This is a genomic window from Sphingomonas sp., from assembly GCF_965200105.1.
Classification (GTDB): Bacteria; Pseudomonadota; Alphaproteobacteria; order Sphingomonadales; family Sphingomonadaceae; genus Solisphingomonas.
This window is the reverse complement of the sequence record NZ_CBDATN010000002.1, coordinates 74,942-95,484: the sequence shown is the minus strand read 5'-3', so window position 1 is coordinate 95,484 and position 20,543 is coordinate 74,942. Positions and strand designations below refer to the sequence as shown.

The 20,543-nt window shown below is 69.3% G+C and carries 22 protein-coding genes; 14 read left to right on the top strand and 8 right to left on the bottom strand.

The window, feature by feature from the left end; all coding sequences use genetic code 11:
• The first annotated feature begins 7 nt into the window (after positions 1-7).
• The 7 genes from tmk (at position 8) to mazG (ending at position 5,708) form a co-directional block, all read left to right on the top strand.
• Positions 8-628 carry a dTMP kinase gene (tmk, locus tag ACOFKX_RS01600; RefSeq protein ID WP_419825354.1) on the top strand — a complete coding sequence of 207 codons (621 nt, stop codon included), beginning with the start codon at positions 8-10 and terminating at the stop codon, positions 626-628.
• On the top strand, positions 625-1,611 hold the full coding sequence (locus ACOFKX_RS01595) for a DNA polymerase III subunit delta' (protein WP_419825353.1): 987 nt from the start codon (positions 625-627) through the stop codon (positions 1,609-1,611). The genes tmk and ACOFKX_RS01595 overlap by 4 nt, the downstream gene beginning before the upstream one ends.
• Positions 1,608-3,128 carry a methionine--tRNA ligase gene (gene metG / locus ACOFKX_RS01590; RefSeq protein ID WP_419825352.1) on the top strand — a complete coding sequence of 507 codons (1,521 nt, stop codon included), beginning with the start codon at positions 1,608-1,610 and terminating at the stop codon, positions 3,126-3,128. The genes ACOFKX_RS01595 and metG overlap by 4 nt, the downstream gene beginning before the upstream one ends.
• 22 nt (positions 3,129-3,150) lie before the next feature.
• Complete coding sequence (locus ACOFKX_RS01585; protein WP_419825351.1) at positions 3,151-3,927, top strand: TatD family hydrolase; 777 nt, start codon at positions 3,151-3,153, stop codon at positions 3,925-3,927.
• On the top strand, positions 3,924-4,691 hold the full coding sequence (locus ACOFKX_RS01580) for an MBL fold metallo-hydrolase (RefSeq protein WP_419825350.1): 768 nt from the start codon (positions 3,924-3,926) through the stop codon (positions 4,689-4,691). The genes ACOFKX_RS01585 and ACOFKX_RS01580 overlap by 4 nt, the downstream gene beginning before the upstream one ends.
• A complete protein-coding gene (locus tag ACOFKX_RS01575) occupies positions 4,688-4,864 on the top strand; it encodes a hypothetical protein (protein ID WP_419825349.1) in 177 nt (58 codons plus the stop codon). Before ACOFKX_RS01580 ends, ACOFKX_RS01575 begins: the two co-directional genes overlap by 4 nt.
• Positions 4,865-4,940: 76 nt before the next feature.
• Positions 4,941-5,708 carry a nucleoside triphosphate pyrophosphohydrolase gene (mazG, locus tag ACOFKX_RS01570; protein ID WP_419825348.1) on the top strand — a complete coding sequence of 256 codons (768 nt, stop codon included), beginning with the start codon at positions 4,941-4,943 and terminating at the stop codon, positions 5,706-5,708.
• Here mazG and ACOFKX_RS01565 read toward each other — a convergent pair.
• The 6 genes from ACOFKX_RS01565 to ACOFKX_RS01540 all read right to left on the bottom strand — a co-directional run bounded on the left by ACOFKX_RS01565 (position 5,705) and on the right by ACOFKX_RS01540 (position 12,017).
• Positions 5,705-7,063 (bottom strand): sensor histidine kinase, encoded by a 1,359-nt coding sequence (locus tag ACOFKX_RS01565; RefSeq protein WP_419825347.1) that lies wholly within the window; start codon positions 7,061-7,063, stop codon positions 5,705-5,707. The two genes, mazG and ACOFKX_RS01565, sit on opposite strands and share 4 nt — an antisense overlap.
• Position 7,064: 1 nt before the next feature.
• Entirely contained in the window at positions 7,065-7,751 is a 687-nt protein-coding gene (locus tag ACOFKX_RS01560) for a winged helix-turn-helix domain-containing protein (protein WP_419825346.1), read from the bottom strand.
• A complete protein-coding gene (locus ACOFKX_RS01555; RefSeq protein ID WP_419825345.1) occupies positions 7,726-8,163 on the bottom strand; it encodes a PDZ domain-containing protein in 438 nt (145 codons plus the stop codon). Before ACOFKX_RS01555 ends, ACOFKX_RS01560 begins: the two co-directional genes overlap by 26 nt.
• Positions 8,164-8,494: 331 nt before the next feature.
• On the bottom strand, positions 8,495-9,898 hold the full coding sequence (locus ACOFKX_RS01550; protein WP_419825344.1) for an NAD(P)H-dependent flavin oxidoreductase: 1,404 nt from the start codon (positions 9,896-9,898) through the stop codon (positions 8,495-8,497).
• Between the two features lie 66 nt (positions 9,899-9,964).
• A complete protein-coding gene (locus ACOFKX_RS01545; protein ID WP_419825343.1) occupies positions 9,965-11,104 on the bottom strand; it encodes a glycosyltransferase in 1,140 nt (379 codons plus the stop codon).
• Between the two features lie 25 nt (positions 11,105-11,129).
• Positions 11,130-12,017: an alpha/beta fold hydrolase gene (locus tag ACOFKX_RS01540; RefSeq protein WP_419825342.1), complete on the bottom strand. Its 888-nt coding sequence runs from the start codon at positions 12,015-12,017 to the stop codon at positions 11,130-11,132.
• 36 nt (positions 12,018-12,053) lie between these two features.
• Between ACOFKX_RS01540 and ACOFKX_RS01535 the strand changes: the two genes are divergently transcribed.
• The 7 genes from ACOFKX_RS01535 to ACOFKX_RS01505 all read left to right on the top strand — a co-directional run bounded on the left by ACOFKX_RS01535 (position 12,054) and on the right by ACOFKX_RS01505 (position 18,927).
• Positions 12,054-13,466 carry a protein adenylyltransferase SelO family protein gene (locus ACOFKX_RS01535; RefSeq protein ID WP_419825341.1) on the top strand — a complete coding sequence of 471 codons (1,413 nt, stop codon included), beginning with the start codon at positions 12,054-12,056 and terminating at the stop codon, positions 13,464-13,466.
• Positions 13,467-13,502: 36 nt separating this feature from the next.
• A complete protein-coding gene (astD, locus tag ACOFKX_RS01530; protein WP_419827311.1) occupies positions 13,503-14,903 on the top strand; it encodes a succinylglutamate-semialdehyde dehydrogenase in 1,401 nt (466 codons plus the stop codon).
• A gap of 80 nt (positions 14,904-14,983) precedes the next feature.
• Positions 14,984-15,775 (top strand): uroporphyrinogen-III C-methyltransferase, encoded by a 792-nt coding sequence (gene cobA, locus ACOFKX_RS01525; RefSeq protein ID WP_419825340.1) that lies wholly within the window; start codon positions 14,984-14,986, stop codon positions 15,773-15,775.
• A complete protein-coding gene (locus ACOFKX_RS01520) occupies positions 15,772-16,113 on the top strand; it encodes a DUF2849 domain-containing protein (protein WP_419825339.1) in 342 nt (113 codons plus the stop codon). Before cobA ends, ACOFKX_RS01520 begins: the two co-directional genes overlap by 4 nt.
• 1 nt (position 16,114) lies before the next feature.
• A complete protein-coding gene (locus ACOFKX_RS01515; RefSeq protein ID WP_419825338.1) occupies positions 16,115-17,749 on the top strand; it encodes a nitrite/sulfite reductase in 1,635 nt (544 codons plus the stop codon).
• Positions 17,742-18,176: a DUF934 domain-containing protein gene (locus ACOFKX_RS01510; RefSeq protein ID WP_419825336.1), complete on the top strand. Its 435-nt coding sequence runs from the start codon at positions 17,742-17,744 to the stop codon at positions 18,174-18,176. The genes ACOFKX_RS01515 and ACOFKX_RS01510 overlap by 8 nt, the downstream gene beginning before the upstream one ends.
• Positions 18,169-18,927 carry a phosphoadenylyl-sulfate reductase gene (locus tag ACOFKX_RS01505; RefSeq protein ID WP_419825335.1) on the top strand — a complete coding sequence of 253 codons (759 nt, stop codon included), beginning with the start codon at positions 18,169-18,171 and terminating at the stop codon, positions 18,925-18,927. Before ACOFKX_RS01510 ends, ACOFKX_RS01505 begins: the two co-directional genes overlap by 8 nt.
• A gap of 4 nt (positions 18,928-18,931) precedes the next feature.
• Here ACOFKX_RS01505 and ACOFKX_RS01500 read toward each other — a convergent pair whose 3' ends face one another.
• Positions 18,932-19,762 (bottom strand): TIGR01459 family HAD-type hydrolase, encoded by an 831-nt coding sequence (locus ACOFKX_RS01500; protein WP_419825334.1) that lies wholly within the window; start codon positions 19,760-19,762, stop codon positions 18,932-18,934.
• Between the two features lie 249 nt (positions 19,763-20,011).
• The gene (locus tag ACOFKX_RS01495) at positions 20,012-20,530 is read right to left on the bottom strand and encodes a hypothetical protein (protein ID WP_419825333.1); all 519 of its coding nucleotides are present in this window, start codon (positions 20,528-20,530) and stop codon (positions 20,012-20,014) included.
• Between the last annotated feature and the right edge of the window lie 13 nt (positions 20,531-20,543).

The window sequence follows — 20,543 nt, the reverse complement described above, 5'->3', positions numbered from 1 at the left end:
CGCGCAGGTGGCGCAAGGGCGCTTCATCACGCTGGAGGGCGGGGAGGGCGTCGGCAAGTCGACGCAGGCGCGCGCGCTCGCGGCCGCGCTGCGCGCGCGAGGACACGACGTCGTCGAGACGCGCGAACCTGGCGGCAGCCCGGGTGCCGAGGCGATCCGCGCCTTGCTGCTGGAAGGCGAGCGCGAGCGCTGGACGGCGGGCGCCGAGGCGCTGCTGTTCGCGGCCGCCCGCGCGGACCATGTCGCCCGTACGATCCGCCCCGCACTGGAGGGGGGTGCGTGGGTGGTGTGCGATCGTTTCCTCGACAGTTCGTTTGCCTACCAAGGCGGTCCTGATGCGATCCCGCACGAGGCGTTGATGGCGCTGCACGATGTCGGATCGGGCGGGCTGCTGCCCGATTGCACGCTGCTCCTGGCGCTGCCCGAGGAGGAAGCGCTGGCGCGTGCGGGCGCCCGCGACCGCGACGGTGGCGATCGCTTCGGCGCGCGCGATCCCGCCTACCACGCCGCCGTTGCCGGCGCCTTCCACGCCATCGCGCAGGCCGATCCGGCCCGCGTCCGCCTCGTCGATGCGTCCGGCACCGTGGAGGCCGTTACCGCGAGGCTGCTCTCGGCGATCGAGCCATGAGCCTCCTCGGGCAAGACGGCGCCATCGCGGCCTTCCTCGACGCGCATCGTACCGGCCGGCTACACCATGCCTGGCTGCTCGCGGGCCCGCGCGGGGTCGGCAAGGGCCGCTTCGCGCGCGCCGCCGCGCTGCGCCTGCTCGCTGAGGCGGCGGGACCGACGCCGGACGCACCGGGCCTCGACGTTCCCGACGATCATCGCATCGCGCGGCTATTCGCCGCCGGCAGCCACCCCGACACGATGCTGCTCGAACGGCTGTTCCGCGAGAAGACCAAGGATCATGCCCGATCGATCAGCGTCGACCAGGTGCGTGGCCTGTCGCGGCTGTTCGCCACGGCGCCCACCTTCTCCAGGCGCCGCGTGGTGATCGTGGACGCCGCCGACGATCTCGAGCGCTCGGGCGCCAACGCGCTGCTCAAACTGCTTGAGGAGCCGCCGAGCGACGCGGTCTTCCTGCTCGTCAGCCATGCGCCGGGCCGCCTGCTGCCGACGATCCGCTCGCGCTGCCGTATGCTGCGCTTCCAATCTCTTGGCGACGAGGACATGACAGCGGCGCTCGGACGCGCGATGCCACAGGCCGAGGATCGCGAGATCGCGGCACTGGTCGCCGCCGGAGAGGGCTCCCCCGGCCGCGCGCTCGGTTTCGCCGGACTGGACGTCGCCGGATTGGATCGCGCGATGGACAAGCTGGTCGCGCGCGGCGATGCCGATAATCACGAGCGGTGCTCGCTGGGGCGTACGTTGGCGCTCAAGGCGGCGCAGCCCCGCTACGAACTGTTCCTTGAACGCGTACCCGGCCGCATCGCGGCGGAGGCGCGGATGCGCAGCGGCGGCGCGCTTGCCGACGCCATCGCGGCATGGGAGAAGGCGCGCACCCTGGCCGGGAGTGCGGTGCGCCTCTCGCTCGATCCCCAGGCGACGGTGTTCGAGCTTGCCGGGCTGCTCGCGTCGCTCGCCCCGCAGGACGCGCCACGCCCCCGATGACCAGACCCTTCTACGTCACTACGGCGATCAGCTATCCCAACGGCCGCCCGCATGTCGGCCACGCCTACGAGGCGATCGCCGCCGACGCGATCGCGCGCTGGCATAGGCTGGCCGGACGCGACGTCCGGTTCCTCACCGGCACCGACGAGCACGGCCTGAAGATGGCGCAGACGGCACGTGCGCGGGGCCTGGAGCCGCGCGCGCTGGCGGATGAGATGTCGGGCGCATTCAAAGTGATGGCGGATGCCTTGAATATCTCCTACGATCGTTTCATCCGCACCACGGACGCCGATCACTACGCGGCGTCGGCCGAGTTGTGGCGGCGCATGGAGGCTCGCGGCGACGTCTATCTCGGCCGCTACGAAGGCTGGTATTCGGTCCGTGACGAAGCCTTCTACGCCGAAGACGAACTCCTCGACGGGGAGGGCGGGCGCCTCTCGCCGCAGGGTACGCCCGTCGAGTGGACGGTGGAGGAGAGCTGGTTCTTCCGCCTCTCCGCCTATCAGGATCGACTGCTCGCCCATTACGAGGCGCATCCCGGTTTCGTTCGCCCCGAGGCGCGCCGCAACGAAGTGGCGAGCTTCGTGCGCAGCGGGCTCGCCGATCTCTCGATCAGCCGCACGAGTTTCGACTGGGGCGTGCCCGTGCCGGGGGCGCCGGAGCACGTCATGTACGTCTGGGTCGACGCGCTTACCAACTACCTGACCGGCGCGGGGTGGCCTTATGACGAGCCGATGGCCGCGAAGTGGTGGCCGGCCAGCCTCCACGTCATCGGCAAGGACATCGTGCGCTTCCACGCCGTCTACTGGCCGGCTTTCCTCATGTCGGCGGGATTGCCGCTGCCGAAAGCCGTGTTCGGGCATGGTTTCGTCCTGCATCGCGGCGAGAAGATGTCGAAGTCCTCGGGCAACGTCGCCGATCCTCATGCGCTGGCGGAGCGCTATGGCGTCGATGGGCTGCGCTACTTCCTGCTGCGCGAGGTGAGCTTCGGACAGGATGGCGGCTATTCGGACGAGGCGATCGTCACCCGCGTCAACGCGGACCTCGCCAACGGCCTCGGCAACCTCGCGCAACGCTGCCTCTCGATGATCGCCAAGCAGTGCGGCGGCGTGGTGCCGGAGCCGATCGCGGAGGTTCGCAAGCCACACTTTGGTTGGGATATCGAGGGGTTGCTGCAACATCATCTCGATGATTTGAGGCTACACGAAGCTTTGGAGGCGATCTGGGGCCTCGTTCGCGAGGCCAATGGCTATTTCGCGGAAATGGCGCCGTGGGCGCTGCGAAAATCCGATCCGGCGACGGCGGATGCGGTCCTCTACTGGACCGCCGAGGCCGTACGGCAACTCGCCATCCTCGTTCGGTGGGCAGTCCCCGCCTCGGCCGACGCGCTGCTCGACCAGCTCGGGCAGGGGGCGGACGCTCGCGATTTCGCCGCGCTCGCGACTCCGCTCGCGCCCGGCACTGTGCTGCCTCAGCCGACTGGCGTCTTCCCGCGGCTCGAGGTGGCGGCGGAGTAGCTCTTGGCCTATTGCGCGCGCCATGCTTGTCGATAGCCACTGCCATCTCGATTACCCGGGCCTTTCGGAACGCCAGGGCGAGGTGCTGGCGGCGGCGCGCGCTTCCGGCGTGACGACGATGCTCAACATCGCGACACGCGAGCGCGAGTGGCCGACGATCGTCGCGACGGCGACACGCGAACCGGACGTGTGGGCGTCGATCGGCATCCATCCGCACGAAGCTGACGAGCATCCGCACGTCGACACCGCGAAACTTGTCAGCGCCGCCGGCCACTCGCGGGTCGTCGGGATCGGCGAGAGCGGCCTCGACTATCACTACGATCATAGCGACCGCGAGCGGCAGCGGCTGAGCTTTCGCGCCCATATCGACGCCGCGCGCGAGACCGGCTTGCCGCTGATCGTTCATACCCGCGAAGCCGAGGACGACACGTACGCGATCCTGGCGGAAGGAATGGAGAAGGGTGCTTATCCGGCGCTGATCCACTGCTTCACAGCCAGTGCGAGCTTCGCGGAAAAGGTGCTGACGCTCGGGCTCTCGATCTCCCTGTCTGGCATCCTCACGTTCAGGAACGCCAAGGATTTGCAGGCCATTGCCAGGACCGTACCCGAGGAACGGCTGTTGATAGAGACGGACGCACCCTTCCTGGCACCGGTGCCGCATCGCGGCCGGCCCTGCGAGCCGGCTTTCGTCGCCGACACCGCGCGTTTCCTGGCCGGGCTGCGCGGCGTAAGCGCGGAGGCGCTGGCGGAGAAGACGGCCGCCAACTTCTTCCGCCTCTTCGCCAAGGCGCGGCCGTGAGGATCCGCATCCTGGGCAGCGGCACTTCGTCCGGGGTGCCGCGCATCGGCAATGATTGGGGCTCCTGCGATCCCAAGGAGCCGAAGAACCGCCGACGTCGCGCCTCGATCATCGTCGAGACTGACCGCACGCGCATCCTGGTCGATACATCGCCGGACCTGCGCGACCAGCTCCTCGATGCACAGGCCAGCCGCTTCGACGCGGTGATCTGGACGCACGACCATGCCGATCACAGCCATGGCATCGACGATCTGCGCCAGATCGTGATCCTCAATCGGGCGGCGGTGGAGGGCTACGCCAGACCATCGACGCTCAGCTCGCTTCGCGAGCGCTTCTACTACGCCTTCGAGGGCAAGGATGGGTATCCGCCGACCGTGCGCGGCCACGAACTGCTCGACGACATCATGATCGGGGACATTCGGATTCGTTCGACGGATCAGCCGCACGGGGCGATCATGTCGGCCGGCCTGCGCTTCGATCATGATGGTCACAAGGCGGCCTATGCCACGGATCTCAATGCGCTGACCGACGACATGGCCAGGCTCTACAAAGGCGTCGACGTGTGGATCGTGGACGCCTTGCGGAAGCGTCCGCACCCGTCGCACCCGAGCCTCGATCAGGTTCTCGGTTGGGTCGGCCGGCTGAAGCCGTCGCTCAGCGTGCTCGTCCACATGGACAATTCCATGGACTATCGATCGCTTCGCGCCGAACTTCCGGATCATGTGGTTCCAGGCTATGATGGCATGGAGCTCGATTTCTCATGAGCCAGCAAGCCGCTATCGCAATGATCTCGGTTATCGGCGCGCTGATCCTGGTGGGCCGCGCCCTCTACGTGCGACGCCGCGCCGACCAGCCGCTCGGCCGCTACGCGCTGATCTGGGCGATCCTCTTCGGGATGGCGTTCGTGTTCGCCGCGTGGAGGGGCAGCTATAGCTGATGCCAGTTCGCTGTTTACATAATACCTATTATCCGATCCGACCGAACACTCGGACAGGGTCCATCACCTGATGGTGGTGAGCCGTTCCGCAGACGCCGGCGCGGCGTTGACTCGACTGGCCGAGATCATGGCGCGGCTGCGTGATCCGGTCGACGGCTGCGCGTGGGATCGCGCGCAGACGTTCGCGACGATCGCGCCCTATACGATCGAGGAGGCCTATGAAGTCGCGGACGCGATCGCGCGCGACGATCCGCGCGAGATCGCCGACGAGCTCGGAGACCTCCAGCTCCAGATCGTCTTCCACGCCCGCATCGCCGAGGAAGCCGATGCGTTCACGCTATCGGACGTCGTCGACGGTATCTCCGACAAGATGGTCCGGCGCCATCCGCACGTCTTCGGCGACGCCGATGTGGGCGACTGGGAGACGATCAAGGCGGACGAGCGTGCGTCGCGGTCGACGGCCGGTGCGCTCGCCGGCGTGGCTCTGGGGCTCCCCGCATTGTTGCGCGCCGCGAAGCTTCAGCGCCGCGCGGCACGGGTCGGTTTCGATTGGCCGGACGCGGACGGTCCACGCGCCAAGATCGACGAGGAACTGGCCGAGCTGACTGCCGCCGGCAACGATGCCGAGCGCTACGAAGAGTTCGGCGACCTGCTGTTCGCGCTGGTCAACTGGGGACGCCATCTCGGCATCGATCCCGAAGCCGCCCTGCGCGCCGCCAATGCCAAGTTCGAACGTCGCTTCGCTACCATGGAGTTTGCCGCCGGGGACGGCTTCGCCGCGCTCCCGCTCGACGCCAAGGAGGCGCTTTGGGCCGAGGCTAAGCGCCAGGAGCGCGACCGCTAGGCGGGCAATTCGATCGTCACCGACAGGCCGGGACGATTGTCCCCCAGCCTGAGCTCGCCGCCATGCAGCCTCGCCACCGCCGCGGCGAGCGCCAAGCCGAGCCCGGCGCCGTCGGCGCCCCGCGCCGGATCGAGCCGCCCGAAGCGGCGCAGCGCCTCGGCGCGGCGATGTTCAGGAATGCCGGGCCCATTATCGTCGACCGACAGTAGGATCCGGTCGCCCGTGACGCCTGCCGAGATCCGAATGAAGCCCCCCGCTCGGCCATATTTGATCGCGTTGTCGACGAGGTTGGCGAGCGCTTGGCCGAGCAGCTCGCGCTGGACCCTTGCCGCGATCGCGCCTTCCGCCACGAGCGTCATGCCATGTTCCTCGGCGAGCGCGCCGTACATCTCGGCGAGATCCTCCGCCATCCGGCCGAGATCGACGACAACGAAGCTGTCGCGGCCGATCCCCGCCTCGGCGCGGCTGATCTGGAGGGCGGTTCCGAGCATCGCGAGCAGCGCTTCCGCGTCGCCGGCCACGCGATCGAGCGCGGCGAGCGCGACGTCGTCTTCGGTCTCGCGCGTCGCCCGTTCGATGGTGACGCGCAGCCTCGTCAGCGGGGAGCGGAGGTCGTGCGCCAGGCTGTCGGTGACCACGCGCAGCTCGCCGACCAGCGCCTCGATTCGGGCGAGCATCGCGTTGATCGCGCGTCCGAGCTCCGTGAACGCATCGCGGGCGTCGGCGTCGATGGGCACGCGCAGCGACAGATCTCCCGCGCCCACCGCGCGCGCGGTTTCGGCGACGCGCTCGACGCGGATGGTGACGACGCGCGTCGCCACCACCGCGCCGAACAGCGCCAGCGGCACCGCCAGCAGCAGTGCCGCGATCATCGCTTCGCCCGTCAGCCGGCGGACACGCAGATCGCCCTCTATCACGTGGCCGACGAGCAGGTGCTGGCCACCGGGCAACGTGGCGGCGACGACGCCCATCGGCTCGGGCCGATCGCGCCCTACCCGGTAGAGGGTGAGCACGCGCCAGCCCGCCGAGAAGGACAGCGGCGGCGGCCACTCGGCGATGTTGCCGGCCAGGTGGTTGCCGACGGGATCGTCGAGCAGCACCGCGGCGTCGCGGGCGTGCGAGCCAGCTAGCCGCGCGGCGATCAGCGTGCGGACGCCGATCTCCCCTTCCTGCGCATAACTGGCGACCAGGTCGTCGCGCAGCGACGTCACCAGCGTCCGCGACGTACGCTCGAGCTCGTCCGCGATGATGTGGCGGACGTAGAGCAGCAGCGCGGTGCCGGACACGAGCTGGAGCAGGAACACCAGCGCGAAGAATCCCGCGCTCGTCGAGCGCAGGATGCGCGGCAGGCCCAACTCAGGCGTCCACCGCCAGCCGGTATCCCGCGCCGCGCACCGTGTGGATCAGCGGCACGACCTCACCGTCGTCGATCTTGCGTCGCAGCCGGCTAATGTGAACGTCGATGACGTTGGTGCCCGGATCGAAATGATAATCCCATACGCCCTCCAGCAGCATAGTCCGCGTGACGACCTCGCCCTGATGGCGGAGCAGATACTCCAGCAGCCGGAACTCGCGTGGCTGGAGATCGACGGAGCGCGCGCCGCGCTTCACCCGGCGAGAGAGCAGGTCCACCGCCAGATCGCCGCACGCGAGGCGCGTCGTCGGCTGCGGCCCGCCCCCGCCCCGGCGCAGCATCAGCCGCAACCGCGCGAGCAGCTCCGCGAAGGCGAAGGGCTTCGTCAGATAATCGTCGGAGCCGGCGGTGAGCCCGGCGACGCGATCGTCCACCGCCGCCATCGCCGACAGCATCAGCACGGGCGTGTGAATGCCGCCGGCCCTCAGCGCGCCGAGTACCGCCATGCCATCCATGCCGGGCAGCATGCGATCGAGCACGATCGCGTCGTAGCCGCCGTCTGTCGCGTGGAACAGCCCATCGCGGCCGGTGGCGGCGTGATCCACCGTCATCCCCTCCTCCGCCAGCCCCTTGACGATATAGGCTGCGGTACGGGGATCGTCCTCAACCAGCAGGATCTTGTGGGTCATGCGTCTCTATACCCGGCTCGGCTCGATCGACTGCGACGGTCCATACCGTATCGCCGCGGCGGACATGAAGGCGTAATGGCTTTGTACCCGCCTGCAACCGCATCGCGCGGCCGAGCGCGGCGACGTCCCGCACCGGGTGTCCGTCGACCGCCGCGATGCGATCGCCGACCCGAAGTCCCGAGCGCTCCGCCTCGCCATCGGAACGGAGACTGGTCACGACGGGCATGCCGATGTTGCCCACGTCGTCCGCCAGCGTCACTCCGGGTATGCTGGCGAGCGGACGACTGGCTATGTCTGAGAAGGCGCCATGCTCGCCGAGCACCGCTACGGACGCCGCCACTCCGATCGCCACCGCGATCCCGAGCAGCGCAGAGCGCGGCGCGGCGCGGCGCGGCGACCAAGGACGAACCATGGCGCTATGATCGTCCTGCTCGGCCTGCCGCGCGGTGAGGGCAAGATGACGCTTTCGTCACACGCTTCGGTCAGCAGCTTGACGGCAGGCGTCGTCGACGGGAGCGGGTCACGCGCGAAGCATTTAAGATGTAGATGATGCCGCGGCCAGTACCGGGTGTCGGCGAACTCCCGAACGGGCGGCGCTCACCCTTCGCAGACTGGCCATGCGACCGCCGGAACACCCGAAAAGGCAGGCGATCACGCCGCAGCTCTCATGGTGCTCCGCACGGACGCCGCTCGCGACGGTGAGGGTTGTAAGAAGTTGGCTTGCAAGCCCCCCGGTCCCATCCTCAATCGCCCGTAAGGATGCGATCGACGAGCTGCTTGACGCTCGGCACGAAGCCGTTCGAATAGAAGGGATCCTGCTTGAAGCGATAGGCGGCATGGCCGGCGAACATTAGGTTCTGCTCGGTATCGCCGCCGTGCGCGATGTCCTGCAACGTCTTCTGGATGCAGAAGCTGCGCGGATCGGCGAGCCGGCCGCTCGAATTGGTCTCGTTGTCCGCCCAGGACGAGAAGCCGCACTGGCTGAGACAGCCCATGCAGTCCGCCTGATCCTTGCGGATCGTCTTCATCTCGTCCGGCGTCACGAACACCAGCGTGTTGTCGGGCGTCTTGAGCGCGGCGGTGTAGCCGAGCCCGTACCACTCGCGCGCACGCTGGAGATCGCCCAGCGTCACCCAGAAGCTCTTGCCCTTGACGCCGACGTCGAGCTGGAACTGGTGGTCGCCCGCCGCCTGCGTCGAGAAGGGCACCTGCCGCTCGGACCGGCGCTCCAGGTTCCGGAGGAACGGGTTGCGCACCGCCGACGAGTAGAAGCCGGTGGGCGAGAAGCGGTGGAGGAGCACGTCGCCCTCCTCCAGGTTCATCAGCCGCTGCTTCCATTCCTCGGGGATCGGGCTCTCGCGGGTCAGCAGCGGACGCGTGCCGAACTGGAAAGCGATTTTCCCCAGCTCGGGATTATCGATCCAATCCTCCCACTCGCGCAGGAACCAGACATTGCCAGCCATGACGATCGGCGTCTCGTCGGGGATGCCGCCCTCGCGCATCGTCTCGCGCAACGCCTTCACGCGGGGATAGGGATCCTCGGGCGCCAGCGGATCTTCGGCGTTGGAGAGGCCGTTGTGGCCGCCGGCCTTCCACGGATCCTCGTAGACAACAGCGGCGAGCCAGTCCGCCGCCTTGGAGTAGGCCCGCTTCCACAACGCGCGGAAGGCACGGCCGGAGCTGACGATCGGCAGGTAGCTGACATTGTAGTGCGCGGCGATCTCCGAGAGCTTGTACGGCATCCCGGCGCCGCAGGTGACGCCGGCGACGAGCCCGCGCGTGCGCTCCAGCACCCCATTCAGCACGCGCTGCGCGCCGCCCATTTCCCATAGCACGTTGATGTTGATGGCGCCCCTGCCGCCGGCCATTTCCCACGCGCGACGCACCTGCTCGACCGCGCCGTCAATGGCATATTGGATCAACTCCTCGTGCCGCTCGCGGCGGGTGAGCGCGCGATATACCTGCGGGATGATCCTGCCCTCGGGATCGTAGCTGTCGGCGTTGACGGCGGAGACCGTGCCGATGCCGCCAGCGGCCGCCCACGCGCCGGAGCTTACATGGTTGGTCGCCGACACGCCCTTGCCGCCTTCCACCAGCGGCCACACCTCGCGGCTGCCGTAGAGGATCGGCTGCAAACCCTTGAACACGCGCTTCTCCCACCGGCAACCCGGGCCCGTTATGCCCAAGCCTACCAGAAAGCGCTTCGCAATGCGCTAGTCGATTGCGAGCGCGCCGGGCCGGCCCATGGCGCCTTCGTACAAGGCGGCATAGGCTGCGATCATCGCGCGCTCGTCGTAGCGCGCCCGCGCCACCTCCCGGTTGGCGGTACCGACGCGGTAACGCAGGTCGCGGCTGGCGACCAGCCGTGCCAGCGCAGCCGCGAACGCCGCCTCGTCGTCGGCGGGGACGACGAAGCGCCGGTTCTCGAGCGAGACCATCGCGCAGATGTCGCCGACGTCAGTAGTGACGATGGGCAACCCCGCCGCCATCGCCTCGATGAGCGAGACGGGCGCCTGCTCGCTGTCGGACGAGAGCGCGAAGATGTCGAAATGACCGACGTAGCGCGACGCATCGGCGACGAAGCCAGGCATGACGAGGCGATCCGCGACGCCGAGCGCGGTCGCCTCGGCGGCGATCGCCTCGCGCTCCGGCCCCTCCCCGACGATCACCAGCCGCGCCGCCATGCCGAGCGCCGCGAACGCGCGGACGAGACGCGGTAGGTTCTTGACGGGGCGCAGCCCGGCGATCGTGCCGATGACCACCTCGCCCGGCACCCGCTGGAAGCCGGGTATGACGCCCGCGACGGGTGCGGCGGCGTAGCGATCAACGGCGACGCCGTTGGCGATGAAGCGGATCGCACGATCGTCCTGCCCCCACTCCTCGCGCGCGATCACGGCAAGCGTCTCGGACGGGACGACGAGTGCGCGCGCTGTGCCGATCGCGGCCTTGCGGAACAGCGTGCGCTTGCGCTTGCGGCGGTGCATCTCGTCGGCGTTGAAGCCGTCCTCGTGATGGATGAGCGGCGGCAACCGCATCGCGCGGGCCAGTAGGCGGTGTGCCATCACACCGTCCATCGCGCCCCAATTGTAGCTGAGCACGAGATCGAAGCCCGTCATGAAACGCGCGAGCGAGAGATAGCGTCGCGGGGCTGGCAGGCCGTGGAGCGCGGGAGCTTCAGGGAAATCCGCCGTCACCTCCGGTGCGATCAGCGCGCGCGCGCCGAGCGCCCCCGGCACCGCGCTTAGCACCGTATGGCGGGCGGCGCCGTCGAACGAGTTCATCAGACGAACAGCGCGCACTTCCTTGCCGCCGGCGGCGAAGGTGGAGTGAAGGTGAAGAATACGGACCGCCATTCACCGACTTATGCCTCGTGGATGGTTAACCGGAGGTGGCTGCCGCAGCGTCCGCTCGTGCGAGGAGGCGGTCGATCGCGGCGGCTGCCACGGGCTCGGCCAGCGTGGGCGCGTGGCCCGTCGCGGGCACGGTAGCGACGTCCAGATCGCGCAGCCGCTCGGCCATCGTCGTCGCCGTCCTGCGCGAGAGGATGTCGCTCGTCTCGCCGCGTATCAGCAGCACGGGCCGACCGACAAGCGACTCGAAGACCGGCCAAAGGTCGGGCGGCGGCGCTATATCGGGCGCGCGCATCGGCTCGGCAATCCGCATGTCGTAGTCGAACACGATGCGCCCCGTCGGCGTGAGGCGGCACAACCGCTTGGCGGTGCCGAGCCAATCCTCCAGCCCGTACCCCGGATGGATGTCGCGCTGCATATCGGCAAGGTCCCGCGCGGCGTGGATCCAAGTAGGCCAGCTCGCCCCCTTTCCCACATAGCCTCGGATGCGGGCGAGACCCGCCGCCTCCACCACCGGGCCGATATCGTTGAGCACCACGCCCGCCACGCGTGCCGGATCGGCGCTGGTGAGCAGCACGGCGAGGATGCCGCCGAGCGAGGTGCCGACGATCACGAAGCGCGGTAGCGCCAGCTCGATCAGCAGCACCTCCAGGTCGACGACATAATGCGGCAGTGCGTAGGTGGCGGGATCGGGCGCGTAGCCGCTCTCGCCGCGCCCGCGCAGCTCGGCGGCGATGACGCGCCGGCCGGGTGAAAGGCGGCACGCGACAGGCTCGAAATCGCGTGCGTTCCGGCTAAGCCCCGGAAGGCAGAGCAGCGGCACGAGGCTAGGATCGCCGGGATAGTCGCGATAGTGGAGGCGCAGCCCGTCGGGCGATTGCCACCAGCCGTCGATGAAACGCGCCGATCCCGCCATGCTTGCCCTCCCGATCGGCCGCGTCCATATCGCGGCATGTCGCCAGCGCCGCAACCCGCTCCGTTCCGCCCCGAGGCTGCGATCCTAACCCTCGGCGACGGCTTCTACGATCGCGTTGCGCCGGCGGATTTCCTGGAGACTCGGCTGCGTTTCCGCAACGACCGTGCGGCGGCCGAAATCGGGCTCGAGAACCTTGCAGACGCGGAGTGGATCGAGCGGTTCGGTCGCTTCCACGCCTTCGAGGGGTCGCTGCCGCAGCCGCTGGCGCTGCGCTACCATGGCCACCAGTTCCGCGCGTATAACCCCGATATCGGCGATGGGCGCGGCTTCCTCTACGCGCAGGTGCGCGCCAACGACGGGCGGCTGCTCGATCTGGGCACCAAGGGCTCGGGCCAGACGCCGTGGAGCCGCTTTGGCGACGGCCGCCTCACATTGAAAGGCGGCGTGCGCGAGGTGCTCGCGACCGAGATGCTGGAGGCGCTGGGCGTCGAGACCTCTCGAACCCTCTCGCTCGTCGAGACGGGCGAGGCGCTTCACCGCGGCGACGAGCCCTCCCCCACCCGCTCGGCGGTGCTCACGCGGCTGTCCTGGGGCCACATCCGCATCGGCAGCTTCCAGCGGCTCGCCTACCTCGAAGATGCGGCCGGCCTGGAAGCGCTGACGCGCTACTGCCTGTTCAACCTCTACGGCGAGGAGCCGGGCGAAGATCCCGTGCTGGCGCTGTTCCGCCGCGTCGTCGAGCGAACCGCGGAGCTGGCGGCCTCCTACATGGCGGCGGGCTTCGTCCACGGCGTGCTCAACAGCGACAATATCGCGATTACCGCCGAGAGCTTCGACTACGGCCCGTGGCGGTTCACGCCCGATTGGGAGCCGGGCTTCACGGCCGCCTATTTCGACCATCAGGGCCTGTACGCCTTCGGTCGACAGGCGCAGGCGATCCACTGGGACGTGGCGCAGCTCGCGATCGCGCTCTCGCAGATCGCATCGATCGACGATCTGGCGGGCGTTCTGGACGGCTTCCCCGCAGCTTACGAGGCGGCGCTCACCGCCGCCATGCTGCGCAGGTTGGGCGTGCGCCCGCGCGGCGAGGCGGAGGACCTGGCGCTCGTCGGGCATCTCGAGCGCGCGCTGGCGCGCCGGACGGTCACGATCGACCGCGCCTTCTTCGATTGGCGAGGGGGCAAGAGGCGCGGCCCCTCGCCCGCCGACAATGCCTACTCTCATCCGGTGTTCGCACCGTTCCTGGAGGCGATCGCCGGCTACGACGCCGCCGCATCGCTCGATCACCCCTATTGGTTCGATCCCAAACCCTGCTCGATGCACATCGAGGAGGTCGAGGCGATCTGGACGCCGATCGCCGACGCCGATGACTGGACTGCTTTAGAGGCGAAGATCGCCGCCGTCCGGCGGATGGCCGACGCGCTTGCCGGGCGACCCCCGCGGGCCTAGCTCTCGGCCATGACGAACGCGCCCGCCCCGCCCCGCATGCTGGTCTCGACCGAACCCGCGACGGGCGCCATCATCTGGGAAGGTGCGATTGGCGACGTCGATTGCGAGGCCGAGACTGCACGCGCATCGTGGGCGGAGTGGGCCGCGCGGCCGATCGCCGATCGCGCCGAGACGCTGCGCCGCTTCGCCGACATCGTCCGTTCGCGAGCGGACGCTTTCGCCGACCTGATCGCGCGCGAGACGGGCAAGCCGCTGTGGGAGGCGGCGACCGAGGTCGAGGCGGTCGCGAACAAGGTCGAGATCTCGATCGCGGCGCACGCGGAACGCACGGGCAGCCGCGAGCTGGGCGACGCGAGCAACCGCACGGCGGTGCGCCACAAGCCGCACGGGGTGCTGGCGGTGCTCGGCCCGTTCAACTTTCCGGCGCACCTGCCCAATGGCCACATCGTGCCCGCGCTGCTCGCCGGCAATGCGGTGGTATTCAAGCCCAGCGAGAAGACCCCGGCGGTGGGCGCCATGCTGATCGACTGCCTGCGCGAGGGCGGCGCTCCCGAAGGCTGCGCGCGGCTGCTGATCGGCGGGCCGGATGCGGGCCGCGCGCTCGCCGCCCATCCCGGCATCGACGGGCTGCTGTTCACCGGATCGGCGCGGGCGGGACTTGCACTCCATCGCCAGTTTGCCGAGGCGCCGCACAAGATCCTGGCGCTGGAACTCGGCGGCAACAATCCGATCGTGGTGTGGGATAGTTCGTCGGTGCAAGCCGCCGCCATGCTGTGCGTCCAATCCGCCTTCCTCAGCGCCGGCCAGCGTTGCACCGCCGCACGCCGCCTGATCGTGCGCGACGGCGCGCACCAGCCGCTGCTCGACGAGATCGCCGGGCTGATCGACCGTCTGGTCGTCGCCGAGCCGCACTCCAGTCCTGCGCCCTTCATGGGTCCGGTGATCGACAACGACGCCGCCGACGGCGTCGAGGCCGGCTTCGCGTCGCTGCAGGCGAAGGGCGGCCGCGCGATCCGCCCCCCCAGTCGTCTGGTCGAGGGCCGCCCGTTCCTAAGTCCCGGCCTCATCGACGTCACCGATGTCGTCGACCGCCCCGACGAGGAGATTTTCGGACCCGTCCTCCAGGTGATCCGCGTGCCCGATTTCGATGCCGCGCTCGCCGAGGCGTCGAACACGCGCTTCGGGCTCTCCGCCTCGCTGGTGAGCGAGGATCCGGTGTTGTTCGATCGCTTCTGGACGACGGTGCGCGCCGGGATCGTCAACTGGAACAAGCCTACCAACGGCGCGCCCTCTTCCGCGCCGTTCGGCGGCGTCGGGCTCTCGGGCAATCACCGACCCGCCGCCTACTACGCCGCCGACTATTGCGCGTACCCGGTGGTATCGGGCGAGGCCGAGCGGGCGAGCGCCACCATCCCAGTCGGCCTGCGCGAGGGCTGAGCGCCGACGCGAAGCCGCGCTTCTAGGCCATCAAGATTGGATCGGTTGCGGGATCGGCAGGGCGGTACCAGATGGGTGCCATGGCGACGCTTCTCGATCCCCACGCGCGCGGCCGCGTCATCCTGGTCGGTGCCGGACCGGGCGATCCCGGTCTGCTCACGCTTCGCGCGGTCGACGCGTTGCGCTCGGCCGATGTGGTCGTTCACGACGGACTGATCGATCCGGCCGTGCTCGATCACGCGCCGGCGCACGCGCAACGCATCTCCGTCGCCAAACGCCGCGCGCGTCACACGCTGCCGCAGGAGGCGATCAACGCGCTGATCGTGGCGCACGTCCGTGCCGGCGCGATCGTTGTGCGGCTGAAGGGCGGCGATCCGTTCGTCTTCGGCCGTGGCGGCGAGGAGGTGGAGGCGGTGCGCGCCGCCGGGCTTCCCGTGGAAGTGGTGCCTGGGGTGTCGGCGGCGCTCGGCTGTGCGGCGGAGGCGATGCTCCCCCTCACCCATCGCGAACTGTCGAGCGCGGTCAGCTTCGTCGCGGGCCAGTGCAAGGGCCTGTCGGAGCAGGACTGGTCGGGCCTCGCCGGCGCGGGCCGCACGCTCGTCATCTACATGGGCGTGGCCAACGCGTCCGCCATTGCCGACAAGCTGATGGCCGATGGCGTCGATCCGGCGATCCCGGTGGCGGTGCTGGAGCGCGGCACCTTGCCTGGTCACCGCGCGCTTCGCACGCTGCTCGCCGACGTGGGCGATCTCGTCCGGCGCGAGGGTGTCGAGAGCCCCGCGATCATCGTCGTGGGCGAGGTGGTGACACTGTCCGACGCCGAGGATCGGCTCGGCGTCTACGCCCGACGGGCGGAGGCGCTGGCCCCATGATGCTTGCGACGGGCAACGATCTCGCCGCGGGCGACGTCGTGTGGTGGGACGGCGGCGGGTGGTCGCGCCACGTCGCCGACGCCGTCGACGTCGGCAGCGGCGGGGAAGCGCTGATCGCGCGCGAGGAGGCGGCGCGGCGCGTCAACGTGCCCTACCTCGTCGAGGCCGAACCCTCGTCGCGAGGGCCGCGCCCGCTCCACATCAAGGATCGTATCCGCGCGGCGGGTCCCAGCGTGCATCCCGCCTACGCCATTCACCCCGAGATCCCGATCCTGGCCGGGTCGACGCGCCAGGCTCAGAACGCGGACGCCGCGCCCGCCGAAGCCAAGGCCTCCTGACATGTATCGTTACGACCAGTTCGATCAGGCGATGGTCGCCGCCCGCGTCGACGAATTCCGCGACCAGGTTGCGCGGCGGCTGTCGGGCGAGCTGACCGAGGACCAGTTCAAGCCGCTCAGGCTGATGAACGGCCTCTATCTCCAGCTCCACGCCTATATGCTGCGCGTGGCGGTGCCCTACGGCACTCTGAACGGCCGCCAGATGCGGATGCTGGCGCATGTCGCGCGCACCTACGACAAGGGATACGGCCACTTCACCACGCGCCAGAACATTCAGTATAACTGGATTCGGCTGGAGGACGCGCCGCGCATTCTCGAAGAGCTCGCCACCGTCGAGATGCACGCCATCCAGACGTCAGGCAACTGCATCCGCAACATCTCGTCCGACCAGTTCGCGGGTGCGGCCGCCGACGAGGTGGGCGATCCGCGTCCGTGGGCCGAGTTGCTCCGCCAATGGTCGAGTTTCCATCCTGAGTTCAGCTATCTGCCGCGCAAGTTCAAGATTGCGGTGATCGCGGCGGACGAGGATCGCGCGGCGATGCGGCTGCATGACATCGGGCTCAAGATGGTGCGCGACGACGCGGGCGCGCTCGGCTTCGAGGTCTATGTCGGCGGCGGCATGGGGCGGACGCCGATGGTGGCGCCGCTGATCGGCGCCTTCGTGCCCGCCGAGCGGCTGGTGAGCTATGTCGAGGCGTGCCTGCGCGTCTACAATCGCCACGGTCGGCGCGACAATATCTACAAGGCTCGCATCAAGATCCTGATCCACGAGATCGGCGCGGACGAGTATCGCCGCCAAGTCGAGGCGGAGTGGGCTGAGATCGCGAGCCTCGGCATCGATCCGCCGGCCGCCGAGTTCGAGCGTATCGCCGCCTGCTTCGCGCCGCCCGCATTCGAGCCTGGCTTGGGCGACGATCTCGATCTCTCCGATCCGGATTTTCGGCTGTGGGTCGACCAGAATGTCCGTGGCCACAAGCAGTCCGGCTACGCCATTGCGACCATCAGCCTGAAGCCCGCCGGCGGAATTCCGGGCGACGTCACCGCCGAGCAGATCGACCTCCTCGCCGATCTCGCGGAGCGCTACGGCTTCGACGAGCTGCGGGTGACGCACGCGCAGAACATCGTGCTGCCGCACCTTCGTAAGGCCGATCTCCACGCGGTGTGGCAGGCGCTCGACGCCGCCGGGCTGGCATCGGCCAACCTCGATCTCGTCACCGACATCATCGCCTGCCCCGGCCTCGATTATTGCAGTCTCGCCAACGCGCGCTCGATCCCGCTCGCGCAGAAGCTCTCGGAGCGCTTCGCCGATCCGGCGCGGCAGCGCGACCTCGGCGAGCTCAAGCTCAAGATTTCGGGGTGCATCAATGCCTGCGGTCACCATCATGCCGGTCACATCGGCATCCTCGGCGTAGATCGGAAAGGCACCGAGAACTACCAGCTCCTGCTGGGCGGTTCGGGGGCGGAGGATGCGAGCCTCGGGCGCATCACCGGGCCCGGCTTCAGCGAGGACGGAGTCGTCGATGCGATCGAGCGCGTGACCGACCTCTATGTCGAGCGGCGTGAGCCCGGTGAGCGTTTCCTCGACACCTACAGGCGGCTCGGCATGGAGCCGTTCAAGGCGGTGATCTATGGTTGACGCCCCCGGCGGCTGGCGCTTCCGCGACGATGCGCCGCACGAGGAGCCGGCGGTGACGCTCGACGCCTTCCTCGAGCAGCCCGACGCTACCGCCGTACGGCTGGAGCCGGACGAGGACGCGCGCGCGCTGCTGCCGCATCTCGGCCGGTTGTCGCTGATCGAGGTCGCCTTCCCGGCCTATCGTGATGGCCGTGGCTACTCGTCGGCGCGCATCCTGCGCGAAGCGGGGTATGCGGGCGAACTGCGCGCGGCGGGCGACGTGCTCGTCGATCAGGTGCCGCACATGCGGCGCTGCGGCTTCGATGCGCTGGCCCCCGCCGCGCCGCTCGATCCCGTCGCCGTTGAGCGTGCGCTCGGCCGTTATCCTTTCGCCTACCAGGGCGCGGAGGATCGCCGCCCCGTCATCTGGGCGCTGCGCGGTGGCTGATCCGGCGCGTGCGATCGACGTCATCGATACCGCCCCGCCCTTCACCCAAGCGGATGCGGATCGGCTGAACGCGCGCTACGCCGAGGTGCCGACGCAGGCGATGCTCACGGAGCTGCTCGCGGGCGAGCTTCGCGGGCGCGTGGCGGCGGTGTCGTCGTTCGGCTCCGAGTCCGCGGTTCTGCTTCACATGGTGTCTCAGGTCGATCGCGACGTACCGGTGATTTTCACTAACACGCAGAAGATGTTCGGCGAGACTCTCGCATATCGGGATGAGCTTTCCGAGACGCTAGGCTTCACCGATCTGCGCGTGTTCCGCCCCGATCCCCGCGTGCTCGCCGCCAAGGATGGCACGGGGCTCCGCTGGTCCTACGACCCGGACGGCTGCTGCGAGATCCGCAAGGTGGAGCCGCTCCGGCGCGCGCTGGCGCCGTTCGACGCCTGGATTTCGGGGCGCAAGGGCTTCCAGTCGAGCACGCGCGCGGCCGTGCCGCTGTTCGAGATCGACGAGGGCCGGCTGAAGATCAACCCGCTCTCGCGGTGGGACAAGGCGGCGCTGGACGGCTATTTCGCCGCGCACGAGCTGCCGCGCCACCCGCTGGAGGCGCTGGGCTACCTGTCGATCGGCTGCGCGCCCTGCACCTCCAAGGTGAAGCCCGGCGAGGATCCCCGCGCCGGCCGCTGGCGCGGCTGGGACAAGGTGGAGTGCGGCATCCACGTGCCATCCGACGGGGCGGACCAGCCGAGCTTCTAGCCGATCAGGCGAGCGCCTCGACGGTCAGGATCGGGCGGGCCGTGCCCAGCGTGTGGGCGTCTGCGGCCTCGGCGAGCACCTGCTCCAGCCCGACGCGCGCGATCTCGTCGCGCTCGATCCCGGCGGCCACGAAGACGAAGCGCAGCCCCTCGCGCGCGGCGCCCGCCATGTCGGTGGCGATGCCGTCGCCGATCGCGATCGCCTCGCCACGCTCTACCAGTCGGCCGAGCCGCAGCGATGCCAGGTCGAGCGCGCGCGCGTAGATCGGCGCGAACGGCTTGCCGGTGAACACCACCTCACCTCCCATCGCCGCGTAGCGATCGCCGATTGCGCCGGCGCAGACTTCGCGCGCGCCGTCGTGCAGCACCACGCGATCGGGGTTGAAGCAGGCGAGCAGCGCGCCGCGCGCTCGCATTCTCGCCAGCTCCTCATGATAATCGGCCGGATCGCGCCTTCGCTCGTCTAGGCCGGTGCACACCACGATCGGCTCGTCGCCTGCGTCGCCCGGCACGAACCCGGCCTCGGCGAGCGCGGCGCGGTCGCGCGCTGTGCCGATCAGCGCGCAGGCGCCGCCTCGTTCGCGCACGAAGGCGAGGCCGGCGTCGCCCGACGTTACGAGCGCGTCATAGTGATCCTTGGTCAGCCCCAGCCCGTCGAGTTGGCGCGCGATCGCGACAGACGGACGCGGCGCGTTGGTGAGCAGCACGACGATCCGCCCCTCCGCGCGCCAGCGATCGAGCGCGTCTAGCGCGGGAGGGAAGGCGGCGACGCCGTCGTGGAGCACTCCCCACACGTCGCAGAGGATCACGCGAGCGTCGTCGGGCAGTGCGATCATCGTGCTTCCTGGATGCAGAAAGACCGCCGGGACGGATCTCGTCCCGGCGGTCTCGCATGGTCAGCGGCCGGAGGTCCGGCCCGGGAGACCAGGGCCCGCTAATCCCGGAGGATCAGCGGCGCGCCTCCCGAACGGGCAGAACCGACCTCTGTGCTGAACCATGAGACATCGGATCACCTCCTTTCGCGTTGTGGAACGGTCCGGTGAAGATGGCACGCCTCGCGGCGGACGCAAGCCCCGATATTAGGATCAGGATCGGCAATCCTCGATCACGCGCGCGACCTCGGGCCAAGCCGGCAGCACCAGCCGCTCGGCGCCGGCGACATCGACCAGGAAGCGGCCCCGGCTGAAGGCGATCTGATCGAGGTGAGGATCAGAGGCGGCCGCCCGCGCGACGATTGCTGGGGGCTCGCCGGCGCCGTCGGAAGCGGCAAGCGGAAAGGCGCCGAACGAGGTGGTGAACAGCATCGTGGCCGCGCCACCCGTCGATCCGGCCCGCGATAGGTTGATCGTCCGGTGGCTCGCATCGCAGGAGAGGGCGAAGATCGCCGGTGCGCCCAGCAACCCGAACTGCGCGAGGCTGCGGCCTGCCCCGCCGCGCCAGCTCCAGGCGCCGGGCGTCAGCGGCACGTCGCGCCAATCCTGCTGCGGTGGTGCTGCGGGAAGCGCGGCGGCGGCGGGCGGGGGCGGCGGCGGTGTCGGCCTCGGCTTCGGTCCGGCGCAGTCGGCGAGCGCCAGCACGAGCGCAATGGGGAGGAGGCGACGCATGACTGGGCTCATG